Genomic DNA, 12,567 nt, shown 5'->3' with positions numbered 1-12,567 from the left:
GGATTATTGCTACCTTTGCGCCACAATTTAGATTTCCAATGAAATTAATATTAATAACAACGCCTACATACTTCGTAGAAGAAGACAAAATTATTACCTCTCTCTTTGAAGAAGGACTGGATATTCTTCATTTGCGTAAACCTGATACAGCCCCGGTTTATGCAGAACGATTGTTGACACTGATTCCTGAAAAATACAGAAAAAGAATCGTTGTGCACGGTCATTTCTACCTAAAGGATGAATATGGGTTGAAAGGAATTCATTTAAATCATCGTAATCCTACCCCTCCTCTTAATTATACAGGGCATATCAGTACTTCCTGTCATTCTATTCAGGAGGTAGAGGAACGGAAGAAAGATTTTAATTACGTATTTCTCAGTCCTATATTCGACAGTATTTCCAAAGAAGGTTATAAATCGAATTATACACCAGAAGAGATCAGAAAGGCGGTCAAGGCCGATATTATTGATCAACGGGTAATAGCTTTGGGAGGTATAAATGAAGACAATATCCTGCAAATAAAAGATTTTGGATTTGGAGGAGTTGCTGTACTTGGTGATATCTGGAATAAGTTTAATCCCAATGTCGACTTTAATTATCAGGAGTTGATTACGCATTTTAGAAAACTAAAACGATTAGCTGATTAATTATACATGAAGGAATCGTTTAAAGTTTTCTAATTAACATTTGTATGACTTAAAGAAATGGCGTAACTTTGCAGAAAAATTAAGGAAATTATATCTATTATAATATACAATGAGCGAAACATCACCTTTTAAAGTATTTTCGGGTACAAACTCGAGATACCTCGCAGAGAAAATTTGTAATAGTTTAGGCTGCCCGCTGGGTAACATGAACATTACTCATTTTGCAGACGGCGAATTTGCCGTATCGTACGAAGAATCAATTCGTGGTCAACATGTATTCTTGGTTCAGTCTACGTTCCCTAATTCAGACAACCTGATGGAATTGTTGCTGATGATTGACGCTGCCAAGCGTGCATCTGCAAAAAGTATCATCGCTGTAATTCCTTATTTCGGATGGGCTCGTCAGGACCGTAAAGACAAACCACGTGTCTCAATTGGTGCTAAATTGGTTGCTAACTTGCTGAGCGTAGCAGGTATCGACCGTCTGATTACTATGGACTTGCATGCAGATCAGATTCAGGGATTCTTTGATATTCCTGTAGACCACTTGTACGGATCTACCATTTTTGCTCCATATATTCAGTCACTGAATTTGGAGAACCTGGTAATTGCAACTCCAGATGTAGGTGGTTCTAAGCGCGCCAGCACTTATGCCAAGTATTTGGATGTACCTTTGGTATTGTGCCACAAAACTCGTGAAAAAGCAAACGTTGTAGCTTCTATGCAGATTATCGGAGATGTAAAAGATAAGAATGTAATCTTGATCGACGATATGGTAGATACTGCAGGTACTATTACAAAAGCTGCCGACATCATGAAAGAAGCTGGTGCAACATCTGTACGTGCAATTGCTACTCACTGTGTGATGTCAGGTCCTGCTTCAGAACGTGTGCAGAACTCACAGTTGGAAGAAATGGTATTTACAGACAGTATTCCTTATTCAAACCGTTGCGCAAAAGTTAAACAGCTTTCTATCGCAGATATGTTTGCTGAAACTATCCGCCGCGTGATGACTAACGAATCTATCAGCTCACAGTACTTACTGTAATAGCTTATCACTAATATAGGGATTTGTCGGAGTCTTATGGCTTCGACAAATCCTTTTTTCTTTTTATACGAATATGAAAATACTCTGGCTTGACTTGAACAGCTCTTACGCACACTCCTCTCTTGCGCTTCCTGCAATCCATGCACAGGTTGCGAATAACACTGCATGGGAATGGGATATTGTTTCGGCTACTATTAATGAAAATCCTGGTATGATAGCAGGAGAAATTTATCGCCGGCATCCCGATATTGTAGCTGCTACTTGTTGGCTGTTCAATCACGAAATGCTTTTACACATTCTTTCAAGGGTCAAAGCGCTGATACCGGAATGTTGCATTGCATTAGGAGGCCCGGAGTTTTTGGGGGATAATGAAGATTTTCTCCGCCGGAATTCTTTTGTAGATTGTGTATTCCGGGGTGAAGGTGAGGAAGTAGTACCGCAATGGCTGATGTGTTGGAACAGGCCGGAAGAATGGGCTTCTATTTCCGGTATATGTTACCTCGATTCTTTGCATGTATATAGAGACAATGGTTTGGCGAAGGTTTTGGCATTTGATACATTGGTTAATCCGGAACAAAGCCGTTTTTTCAATTGGGAGAAACCCTTTGTGCAGCTGGAAACTACACGAGGATGTTTTAATACGTGTGCATTCTGTGTCAGTGGAGGGGAAAAACCGGTCAGAAACCTGTCTGTAGAAGCAATTGGACGCCGTATTGAAGAAATTCATCGGCACGGAATAAAGAATATCCGGGTATTGGATCGTACTTTTAATTATAATATTCGTCATGCCAAAGCATTGCTGAATTTGTTTTGTCAATATCCTGATATACACTTTCATTTAGAAATTCATCCGGCGCTTCTTTCTGATGCTTTGAAAGAAGAGTTAAAACAAATGCCCTACGGATTACTTCATCTGGAAGCAGGTATACAAAGTTTACGTCAGGAGGTGTTGACAACAAGCCGCCGTGCCGGTAAATTGGAAGATGCTTTAGAAGGATTAAAATTTTTATGTTCGTTGCCTCAGATGGAAACGCATGCCGATTTGATAGCCGGCCTTCCGCTTTATCGCCTGGACGAAATATTTGAAGATGTACGTACACTTGCCGAATATGGAGCTGGAGAAATACAACTTGAATCATTGAAACTGTTGCCGGGAACAGAAATGCGGGCAAGAGCAGCAGAATTGGGTATTTGTTACTCTCCTCTTCCACCGTATGAGGTATTACAAACTAATGAAATCAGTGCGGATGAACTTCAGATTGCACGTTTGCTTTCCAGATTGCTGGACGGATTTTATAATGCGAAAGTCTGGCAACAGGTTACACGTAAGTTAATTGTGGAGCAATCTGATTTCCTTCACCGTTTTCTAGCATATCTAACTGCTATTGGTGTTATAGACCAACCTCTTGGACTGGAGAGACGTGGAGTGATTCTATATGAATTCTGTAAAGCTGAGTATCCTCAATACGAAACTGCTGTCAGTCTTGCCTGGATAGAAGGTGGTATGTCATTGAAAAAACAGCCGGCATCACGAGTTCGTACCAAACATGTGTATCCTGTTTCCGACTGGGAAACCGTGTACGGAGAATATCGGGAAGGAATGCGTTTGTGCCTATTGCCTGCTACAGAAGATACCCCTGTTTCATATTGGTTTGGATTCGATACAGAAACTCAGCAAACCAAACCTCTTTTTAAGGCTTTTTCCTATCAGATAAAGGAGTAAATAAAAAAGAATCCCGATATCAATCTGTGCACTTCATGTGCATAAATTCAATATTGGGATTCTTTTTTATATAGACTTGCATACTATCACATGCGTATCTGAAGTAAATTCCATTTCAGAAACATTGAAAGGAGTCATCCAATAAGCCTTTTTAGGACTCTCCTTTCCTTCCGATTGGACGAGGGATGCAATACGTTCTTTAAAATGAGAAAAGCTCTCATCCGGAAGAATTTTGGGCAATTCCAAAGGAGATAGTATTATAAGATCTCCCAGCCATTCGGTATAACGTATTTCCTCAGAAAAGGAATACATTTTTAATACATATCCTTGTTCGTCCAACTCCACGACCTGCTGTAAGGAAATTTTTCCGCTTTCCGCATCATATACCCGGTGTGTAGCTATCTTTCTCATTCTTATTCTACACTCTCCATTTTCTGGAGTTTCATTGGTTTCATTTTTTCAGATGCTTTTTGCTTTACTTCTTTATTGCTTTCTTGCATTTCAATTGATTTCGCTGCAATCTTTTCAACTTCCTTTGGCTTTTTGTCAGTGCTTTCTTTGCCTGTATCATGATAGCGCATCAGTCGAATTTGATTCAACAATACACTTCCTTTCGAATTTTGTCCGGCAGTGTAATAAATAAAACCACTAATGTTTTTTATGTTATAAGCTGAATCCGGTTGCAAATACAAGCGTTGTGTTCCCGAACCCGATACTGTTTGGGTCAATCCCTGCACGCTATCGTTATCGAAGTAAAAGTTGAGAGCCATGACTGCCTTGGCATCGGCTATCTGAGGCATGAAGTGGAAATCGGCCATCAATGCAATTGCATCTTTCGGTTTGAAAGTTGTATCAGCCTTCAAGTCGAATGTCACCTTGTTAGTAAGCGGTGAAGCGGACAGCCAATATAAAGAACGATCCTGCCAGATGTCTACAGTATCTCCCGACAGGAAAACAGCAGTCTGTGTTCCTTGCCGATTACCCTGTGCTTTCAGTTGTAGCTCTGAAGCTTCAAAGCGCTGTTGCAAATTCTGGTAAATAGTTGCTAATTCTTTGCTATTTCGAGTATACCATACCATGGAAGAGTCGAATTCTGCCTCTGTGACATGATGTTTCTCAAAGACATATTTCAAATATGCCCCCTTTTTATAGTGATCGGAATAAGGTAAATCATTAGCAACCGTAGATGCCAAATGGTAATCATATAACAGATTTTCCATTGCATCCGGCTGAATGATGTCTTTAGGAACTTTTTTCCCGCAGCTGATCATTCCTGTCAACAGGGCCAGCATAGCAATCTGACTGATACGTTTATTCATTCTCTTTGTCTTCGTTAGCGTTTATACCTTTGCTCAAGTAGTTGCTGTAAAAGATCAGCATTGCAATCATACCACAGCTGATAGCAGCATCAGCAAAATTGAAGATAGGACTGAAGAAGATAAAGCGGTCTCCTCCTACCAACGGCATCCAATCGGGCCAGAATGTATCAATAATTGGGAAATAGAACATATCTACCACTTTCCCATGTAACCAGTCTGCATATCCCTCTCCTAAAGGTACCCAGGTAGCAATTTCGGAAGGTGTACTGGCACTGAATATTTCTCCATAAAATACACAGTCGATGATATTGCCCAATGCACCGGCAAGAATCAGTGACAGACAGACAATAAATCCTGTTTTTACATAACGATGAATTTTGATTATTTTATGAAGATACCAGGTAATAGCTATTACGGCAACAATACGGAATAAAGTAAGAAATAGTTTAGATATGACTTCAAGTCCGAAAGCCATTCCGCTGTTCTCTACAAATTTTATTTGAAACCAATCTGCAATGTGTATGTCTTCGTACAGATACATATTGGTTTTTACTGCAATTTTGATAATCTGGTCAATGACCAATACCGCTATTACGATTAGGGTTGCCAGACGTCCTTGTGTCAGAAATTTCCTCATACGTTCTTTTTAAATTGACAATTGACAATTGATAATTAAACAATCCACAATCAAGCCATACCTCTTGTCTGCATGGAAATTGCCAACTGTCTATTATCAATTGTCAATTTAAAAATATTATCTCTTTCCTTGCTGCTTTGCTTCAATGCTTAATGTAGCATGTGGTACAGCACGAAGTCTTTCAGCAGGAATCAATTTACCGGTTTCACGGCAAATTCCATAAGTTTTGTTTTCAATTCTCACCAGTGCGGCACGCAAATTCTGAATAAATTTAAGTTGTCGTGCAGCCAGACGAGTCGTTTCTTCTTTCGACAATGTATTTGCACCTTCTTCCAATACTTTATAGGTAGGTGATGTGTCATCAGTGTCATTGCCGTCTGTGTTCATTATACTCCCTTTCAGTTTCTCGTAGTCGCGTTCAGCCAATTGAAGCTTTTCCATAATAATGGCACGGAACTCCTCAAGTTCTGCGTCAGAGTATCTCGTTTTTTCAGCCATAGTAATTAGGTTTTAAAATTAATAATAGTATTCACTCAGTCCGAAGACTGAGTGAATAGGTTCATATCACAACTTTGTCACTTTTACAAATAATGAGAAGTCATCGAAGTTCAGTTCTGTTCCTTCTGCAACTTCATCTGCCAGTTCCAGTGAATTTGCTAAAACTTGGTTGCAAATATAATTATTATATTCATTTACCGCATCGTCTGTTTTTGAATTTTTAGATAAAGTGATATTTATCTTATCTGTTATTTCAAAACCGTTGCTCTTGCGGATATTCTGAATACGGTTAACCAGTTCACGGGCAATACCTTCGCGGCGCAATTCATCGGTAACAGTTACTTCCAAAGCTACAGTAAGTGTGCCTTCGTTGGCAACCAGCCAGCCCGGAATATCTTCACTGAAGATTTCTACATCAGCTGCTTCTACGGTAGCTTCTCCACCTTCGAGTGCGAATGTATACTGACCGTTCTTTTCCAATTCAGCAATAGCTTCCTGTGACATTCCTGCAACAGCAGCAGCTACGGCTTTCATCTGTTTGCCAAACTTCGGACCCAACTTCTTGAAGTCACATTTCACTTTCTTCACCAACATGCCCGATGCTCCTTCTTCGAAGCGGATTTCTTTCACATTGACTTCGCTCATGATCAGATCTTTTACAGCTTCGATATGAAGTTTCTGTGCTTCGTCGATAACCGGAATCATAATACACTGCAGTGGCTGACGAACTTTGATATTTACTTTACGGCGTAAAGCCAATACCATAGAAGTTACATCTTGAGCCATTTGCATACGTGCTTCCAATTCCTTATTAATAAGTGATTCGTCGGCTACCGGGAAGTTGGCAAGGTGTACAGATACCACATTGTCGCGTCCTGTTGCAGCAATCAGATCCATATAAAGACGGTCTGCATAGAACGGAGCAATAGGAGCCATCAGTTTGGCTACTGTTTCGAGGCAGGTATACAATGTCTGGTAAGCAGACAATTTATCTGTTGACATGCTGCTTCCCCAGAAACGTTTACGGTTCAGACGTACGTACCAGTTACTCAAGTTATCATTTACGAAGTCATTGATCAAACGGCCTGCTTTTGTCGGTTCATAATCGTTGTAGCAAGCATCCACATCTTTAATCAATGAGTTTAGTAATGACAGAATCCAACGGTCGATTTCCGGACGTTCTTCCATCGGTACTTCCTCTTCTGCATAGCAGAATCCGTCTACATTGGCATACAATGCAAAGAATGAATATGTATTGTATAAAGTACCGAAGAATTTACGACGAACTTCGTCTACTCCTTCCTTGTCGAACTTCAAGTTATCCCAAGGTGAAGAGTTGGTTATCATATACCAACGAAGTGGGTCTGAACCGAATTTCTCGATAGTTTCGAATGGATCGACCGCATTACCCAAACGTTTCGACATCTTGTTACCGTTCTTGTCGAGTACCAATCCGTTAGAGATTACATTTTTATAAGCTACGCTGTCGAATACCATAGTAGCAATTGCATGCAGAGTAAAGAACCATCCACGAGTCTGGTCAACACCTTCCGCGATGAAATCGGCCGGATAATAAGAGCGGTTGTCTACGATTTCCTTGTTTTCGAACGGATAGTGCAGCTGCGCATAAGGCATAGCTCCTGAATCGAACCATACATCGATAAGGTCGGTTTCACGCTTCATCGGTTTACCAGAAGCAGATACCAATACGATATCGTCTACATACGGACGATGCAAGTCAATCTTTTCGTAATTTTCTTTATCGTATTGTCCCGGTACAAATCCCAGTTTCTTATATGGGTTTTCTGTCATGAAACCGGCAGCAACCGATTTTTCTATTTCATTGTACAATTCTTCTACAGAACCGATACAGATTTCTTCACCTTCTTCGCTGCGCCAGATAGGAAGCGGAGTTCCCCAATAACGCGAACGGCTCAAGTTCCAGTCGTTCAGGTTTTCCAACCATTTACCGAAACGTCCTGTTCCTGTAGATTCCGGTTTCCAGTTGATTGTTTTGTTCAATTCAATCATGCGTTCCTTGGCAGCAGTAGAACGGATAAACCAACTGTCGAGCGGATAATACAATACAGGTTTATCTGTACGCCAGCAGTGTGGGTAGTTGTGTACATGCTTTTCGATCTTGAATGCCTGATTGTTCTGCTTCATCATCATGCAGATGTATACATCCAATGATTCTGCAGCCTGTGCAGCTTTTTCATCGTATTTACCATCTACAGTGAACTGAGGATCGTATGCATTCTTAACCCAACGTCCCTGGTATTCTTTATATTTTTCTACATCTACGCATTCTTTAACAAAAGCGTCATCCAGTTCTTCGATAAGATAGAATTTACCAGTCAAATCGACCATCGGACGGGTTTCTCCCTTCTTATTAATCATAAACAAAGAAGGAATGCCCGCTGCACGTGCTACATTGGCGTCATCGGCACCAAAAGTCGGTGCAATGTGTACGATACCTGTACCGTCTTCAGTTGTTACATAATCACCCAGAATTACGCGGAATGCTTTGTCTGCTGCTTCTTTCCAGCTTCCGTCTTCAGTAGCTTCTACCGGTTTAACCCATGGAATCAGCTGTTCGTACTGCATACCTTCCAAATCTGTACCTTTATATTCGCCTACCACTTTGAACGGAATCAGCTTATCGCCCGGTTTATAATCTTCCAAAGCCAGTTCTTCTGCCTTTTTATTGAAGTGAGCATACAACAATGGTTTGGCAAGAACGACAGTCATCTTTTCGCCGGTATATCCATTGTAAGTCTGTACAGCTACATAATCGATTTTCGGTCCTACACACAATGCAGTATTTGAAGGCAGTGTCCAAGGAGTAGTGGTCCATGCGATGAAATAAGGAGTTCCCCATTCTGCCATTTCAGGTTTCGGGTTCTTCATTTTGAACTGACCTACTACAGTCAGATCTTTTACATCGCGGTAGCAACCCGGCTGATTCAACTCGTGTGAACTAAGTCCGGTACCTGCTGCCGGAGAATAAGGCTGGATAGTATATCCTTTATACAGCAGACCTTTGTTGTACAACTGTTTCAGCAACCACCACAAGGTTTCAATGTAACGGTTGTCGTAAGTAATATAAGGATTGTCAAGATCTACCCAATATCCCATTTTATGAGTAAGGTCTGTCCACTCTTTTGTAAATTTCATGACATCTGTACGGCAGTGTTTGTTGTAATCTGCCACAGAAATCGTCTTTCCGATATCCTCTTTGGTAATACCTAAAGCTTTTTCTACACCCAGTTCTACTGGCAATCCGTGAGTATCCCATCCTGCTTTACGTTTTACCTGAAAACCTTTCATGGTTTTAAAACGGCAGAATGTATCTTTAATGGTACGAGCCATTACGTGGTGAATACCCGGCATACCATTGGCAGAAGGAGGGCCTTCGTAGAAAACAAATGAAGGATGACCTTCACGTTCTGTCATACTTTTAGAGAATACGTCATTCTCATCCCATTTCTTCAGAACTTCTTTATTGACTTCTGATAAATTGAGCTGTGAATATTCTGTGAATTTCTTACTCATAGTTATGTTATTTTTATTAAGTTCTTTACATATAAGGGTACAACATCCTTAAATTTAGGCTGCAAATTTAAAAGAAAAATAGATATAAGGAAAACAAAACGAAGAGTATTACGTAAATAAGATTTAAAACAAGGTTACTTGTGCTCAAATTGTAGGCAAAAAGCAGATAAAATAGGAAAAAGCGTCTTGAAAGATTTTTTTTCGTTCAAAGTATTGCAGGTTTCAAAAATAGTCGTACCTTTGCAAGCGAAATCAAGAAAACAAGTACTGGTTCCTTGGATGAGTGGCTTAGTCAGCGGTCTGCAAAACCGTGTACGGCGGTTCGAATCCGCCAGGAACCTCGAAAGGCAAGTGTCTGTGACGCTTGCCTTTTTTTATTGCATGAAGGACATAATGGAATAGAAACAGAAGGTGATGATAAGCGTCGGAAGTTTTAATCATCGCCGTTGGCTGCACAGCCAACGGCGATGGCTGTATATTCGGCGACGTCAATTATCTATCCGACGTCGTCGGATAGAATAAGCGAATAGAATTATGGATTTATAGCTATCATATAGTTGAGCCATCATTCAGCAGTTGAAACCTGCCTGGTGATGGCTCAATTATTTTTTCAGATAAGATTCCGTGACTTAGATTTATCCAATAATATGCGGAATAAACTCCGAAAGGTTATCGGTAATTTCCGTACTGTTTTCCCGAATACCCAATCCGGCGGGCTCCCCTCCTATTACCCACGAGCCCAATACGGGGAAACGACCTCCATACATGGTAGGTTTTACATACTCTTGGTAAACATATGCCCCGTTGTTATATTCCCCTTCTGTTTCTTTGATGATGGCTTGCTCATTCCATTCGCGGATATCAACAATACTTACATTATGTCCTTCTCTGGAATATACGGGCTTCTTACAGAATACTCCACTCTGCGGACGAGATAAGTAACATGGCAATACATAGGGAGAATCCGGAAACAATTCAAACAATACACTCAGGATGGCTTTGTTCGACATAATCAGTTTCCATATAGGTTCTATCCATGTTGTTTCTGCCAAACACCCATCCGGGCTCTCATCTACCATCCACTCCCACGGATAAAGTTTGAAACATTGTTTTATCATCTCTCCGCTTGGGTCGTAGAAACGTCCTTCTTGCAAATCCATGTCATTAATATCCAAAACGCGGGTAGAGAAACCTGCTTCCATGGCAGTACTTGCCAGATATTGCAGCGTTCCGGTATCTTCATGTTCATCCAATACGCCTGCGAAGTGAATATCGCTGCCCGCGGGAAAAATATCTTTCCACGATTGAACAAGACCTTCATGGATGCCATTATACTGATCGCTCCCGGGGAACATATCCTCTTTCCACTGCCATTGTATTACAGAAGCTTCGAGCAGGGAAGTCGGTGTATCAGCGTTAAATTCCAAGATTTTAGGAATGCCGTTCTCATCCAACAGGAAATCAAAGCGTCCGTATAAACTCAGTTCATCTCTATCCCAGGATTCTTTGATACGTGCACACACCTGAGGAGGTATCCGAAGGATACGTTCCATAAACTCCGGCTTTTCCTCAATAATATATTGTGCCGCTTCACAATACATCCGATAAGCTTCTGCTGTTGCTTTTTCTATTGCTTCTATTTCATTCGGATTAAATCGGTAATATGCTTCTTCCCTCCAATAGTTTCCGTGAAAATCAAATCCCAAGGCCTCTATTTTATTCTTATAATCAGAACGGGGTATTGTGTTTAGTCTTTCCATATCATTCTTTATTTATCATCCATATACACCGAAAGAACGATGTTTACTTCCAAACACTTTACCACTCGATTTCGAAGAGGGTTTTATATTTACTTTTGAAGGAGGATTGACGCGGGCTCCATTGGCATCTGTCCATGAATTTGAGCTTGGATAATAATAATGTGTAGTAGTCAAGCCATTGAAAGGTGAAGGCATCAGTGCCCAACGCATCAACATGGCATTGTAAATCCAGCTATTCCCCTGACTGTCTTTATATTCTTCCTGATCTTTAGGATTCTCTGGTAGCTCTGTTTTTTGAGTGCACCCGGCAAGAGCCATCAGACACATAGCAGCCATCAGAAATTGTCGTTTGTTCATATTTTTGGTACTTAAATTCAGGATGCAAATATATGGGAATCTTTAGAAGTATACTATTTTCGATAGGAAAACTTTGTCAGTACACAAAAAAACTCTTACTTTGTAGACCAAAATCTCTAATGAAGTAAACATGAAAGGTATTGTTTTAGCCGGTGGCTCAGGAACACGACTTTATCCTATTACCAAAGGGGTATCCAAACAGCTTTTACCAATCTTTGATAAGCCAATGATTTATTATCCCATTTCGGTACTGATGCTTGCCGGTATACGTGAGATATTAATCATTTCTACTCCAAATGATTTGCCTAATTTCGAACGCCTGCTGGGAGATGGAAGCGATTTCGGGGTAAAATTTGAATACGCAGAACAACCTTCACCAGACGGATTGGCACAGGCTTTTCTCATTGGTGAGAAGTTTATAGGAACCGATTCTGTGTGTTTAGTCTTGGGCGACAATATTTTTCAAGGGAACGGGTTTACTGAAATGCTGAAAGAGGCCGTTCGTACTGCAGAAAAAGAAGATAAGGCTACTGTCTTTGGTTATTGGGTGAGCGATCCGGAACGATATGGTGTTGCCGATTTTGATGATGAAGGAAATTGTCTTTCCATTGAAGAAAAACCAGCTTGTCCAAAATCGAACTATGCAGTAACCGGTCTGTATTTTTATCCTAATAAAGTAATTGAGATAGCAAAAGGTATTAAGCCTTCAGCACGTGGAGAATTGGAAATAACGACTGTAAACCAAATTTTTCTCGCTGAAGAAAAGCTGAAAGTGCAGACATTGGGAAGAGGGTTTGCCTGGCTGGATACAGGTACGCACGATTCATTGGCCGAAGCTGCTACTTATATTGAAGTGATTGAAAAGCGGCAGGGCTTGAAAATTGCTTGTCTGGAAGATATTGCTTTTCGTCAGGGATGGATTTCTGCGGATAAAGTACGCGAATTGGCATTGCCTATGCAAAAGAATCCATATGGACAATATTTATTGAAACTCATAGAAGAAGTAAAATAAGCCGATAGAGG

Annotated in this window: 11 protein-coding genes and 1 tRNA gene; 5 read left to right on the top strand and 7 right to left on the bottom strand. The window is 40.6% G+C overall.

Annotated features, from left to right (window positions below; genetic code table 11):
* Positions 1–38: 38 nt before the first annotated feature.
* The 3 genes from O6P32_RS01180 to O6P32_RS01170 all read left to right on the top strand — a co-directional run bounded on the left by O6P32_RS01180 (position 39) and on the right by O6P32_RS01170 (position 3,418).
* Positions 39–647, top strand: a complete 609-nt coding sequence (locus tag O6P32_RS01180; protein ID WP_178266149.1) for a thiamine phosphate synthase — start codon at positions 39–41, stop codon at positions 645–647.
* Between the two features lie 109 nt (positions 648–756).
* A complete protein-coding gene (locus O6P32_RS01175; protein ID WP_178266150.1) occupies positions 757–1,695 on the top strand; it encodes a ribose-phosphate pyrophosphokinase in 939 nt (312 codons plus the stop codon).
* A gap of 73 nt (positions 1,696–1,768) precedes the next feature.
* The gene (locus O6P32_RS01170; protein ID WP_269876374.1) at positions 1,769–3,418 is read left to right on the top strand and encodes a B12-binding domain-containing radical SAM protein; all 1,650 of its coding nucleotides are present in this window, start codon (positions 1,769–1,771) and stop codon (positions 3,416–3,418) included.
* A gap of 66 nt (positions 3,419–3,484) precedes the next feature.
* Here the strand turns inward: O6P32_RS01170 and O6P32_RS01165 are convergent, their stop codons facing one another.
* The 5 genes from O6P32_RS01165 to ileS form a co-directional block, all read right to left on the bottom strand.
* Positions 3,485–3,829 (bottom strand): hypothetical protein, encoded by a 345-nt coding sequence (locus tag O6P32_RS01165; protein ID WP_269876373.1) that lies wholly within the window; start codon positions 3,827–3,829, stop codon positions 3,485–3,487.
* A gap of 2 nt (positions 3,830–3,831) precedes the next feature.
* A complete protein-coding gene (locus O6P32_RS01160) occupies positions 3,832–4,737 on the bottom strand; it encodes a DUF4296 domain-containing protein (protein ID WP_178266153.1) in 906 nt (301 codons plus the stop codon).
* Entirely contained in the window at positions 4,730–5,374 is a 645-nt protein-coding gene (locus O6P32_RS01155) for a lipoprotein signal peptidase (RefSeq protein WP_269876372.1), read from the bottom strand. The genes O6P32_RS01160 and O6P32_RS01155 overlap by 8 nt, the downstream gene beginning before the upstream one ends.
* Positions 5,375–5,491: 117 nt before the next feature.
* Entirely contained in the window at positions 5,492–5,872 is a 381-nt protein-coding gene (locus tag O6P32_RS01150) for a TraR/DksA family transcriptional regulator (RefSeq protein WP_178266155.1), read from the bottom strand.
* Positions 5,873–5,938: 66 nt separating this feature from the next.
* Complete coding sequence (gene ileS / locus O6P32_RS01145; RefSeq protein WP_269876371.1) at positions 5,939–9,427, bottom strand: isoleucine--tRNA ligase; 3,489 nt, start codon at positions 9,425–9,427, stop codon at positions 5,939–5,941.
* Positions 9,428–9,696: 269 nt separating this feature from the next.
* On the opposite strand from ileS, the gene O6P32_RS01140 reads away from it, so the two are divergent.
* A tRNA-Cys gene (locus tag O6P32_RS01140) sits at positions 9,697–9,768 on the top strand.
* A 294-nt stretch (positions 9,769–10,062) separates the two neighbouring features.
* Here the strand turns inward: O6P32_RS01140 and O6P32_RS01135 are convergent.
* Together O6P32_RS01135 and O6P32_RS01130 are read right to left on the bottom strand one after the other, a co-directional pair.
* The gene (locus tag O6P32_RS01135; protein WP_269876370.1) at positions 10,063–11,187 is read right to left on the bottom strand and encodes a glutathionylspermidine synthase family protein; all 1,125 of its coding nucleotides are present in this window, start codon (positions 11,185–11,187) and stop codon (positions 10,063–10,065) included.
* Positions 11,188–11,202: 15 nt separating this feature from the next.
* Positions 11,203–11,544 (bottom strand): hypothetical protein, encoded by a 342-nt coding sequence (locus tag O6P32_RS01130; RefSeq protein WP_269876369.1) that lies wholly within the window; start codon positions 11,542–11,544, stop codon positions 11,203–11,205.
* Positions 11,545–11,674: 130 nt separating this feature from the next.
* Between O6P32_RS01130 and rfbA the strand changes: the two genes are divergently transcribed.
* Positions 11,675–12,556, top strand: a complete 882-nt coding sequence (rfbA, locus tag O6P32_RS01125; protein ID WP_269876368.1) for a glucose-1-phosphate thymidylyltransferase RfbA — start codon at positions 11,675–11,677, stop codon at positions 12,554–12,556.
* Positions 12,557–12,567: the final 11 nt, after the last annotated feature.

Origin of the sequence: Phocaeicola acetigenes (assembly GCF_027529745.1) — a bacterium.
Classification (GTDB): Bacteria; Bacteroidota; Bacteroidia; order Bacteroidales; family Bacteroidaceae; genus Phocaeicola; species Phocaeicola acetigenes.
Note: the sequence above shows the minus strand (reverse complement) of the source record. Positions and strands in the feature narration are given on the sequence as shown.

Bases quoted from the DNA above. Each gene is read 5' to 3' on its own strand.
- O6P32_RS01180 (WP_178266149.1), top strand. From the start codon at position 39: ATGAAATTAATATTAATAACAACGCCTACATACTTCGTAGAAGAAGAC.
- O6P32_RS01175 (WP_178266150.1), top strand. From the start codon at position 757: ATGAGCGAAACATCACCTTTTAAAGTATTTTCGGGTACAAACTCGAGA.
- O6P32_RS01170 (WP_269876374.1), top strand. From the start codon at position 1,769: ATGAAAATACTCTGGCTTGACTTGAACAGCTCTTACGCACACTCCTCT.
- O6P32_RS01165 (WP_269876373.1), bottom strand. From the start codon at position 3,829: ATGAGAAAGATAGCTACACACCGGGTATATGATGCGGAAAGCGGAAAA.
- O6P32_RS01160 (WP_178266153.1), bottom strand. From the start codon at position 4,737: ATGAATAAACGTATCAGTCAGATTGCTATGCTGGCCCTGTTGACAGGA.
- O6P32_RS01155 (WP_269876372.1), bottom strand. From the start codon at position 5,374: ATGAGGAAATTTCTGACACAAGGACGTCTGGCAACCCTAATCGTAATA.
- O6P32_RS01150 (WP_178266155.1), bottom strand. From the start codon at position 5,872: ATGGCTGAAAAAACGAGATACTCTGACGCAGAACTTGAGGAGTTCCGT.
- ileS (WP_269876371.1), bottom strand. From the start codon at position 9,427: ATGAGTAAGAAATTCACAGAATATTCACAGCTCAATTTATCAGAAGTC.
- O6P32_RS01135 (WP_269876370.1), bottom strand. From the start codon at position 11,187: ATGGAAAGACTAAACACAATACCCCGTTCTGATTATAAGAATAAAATA.
- O6P32_RS01130 (WP_269876369.1), bottom strand. From the start codon at position 11,544: ATGAACAAACGACAATTTCTGATGGCTGCTATGTGTCTGATGGCTCTT.
- rfbA (WP_269876368.1), top strand. From the start codon at position 11,675: ATGAAAGGTATTGTTTTAGCCGGTGGCTCAGGAACACGACTTTATCCT.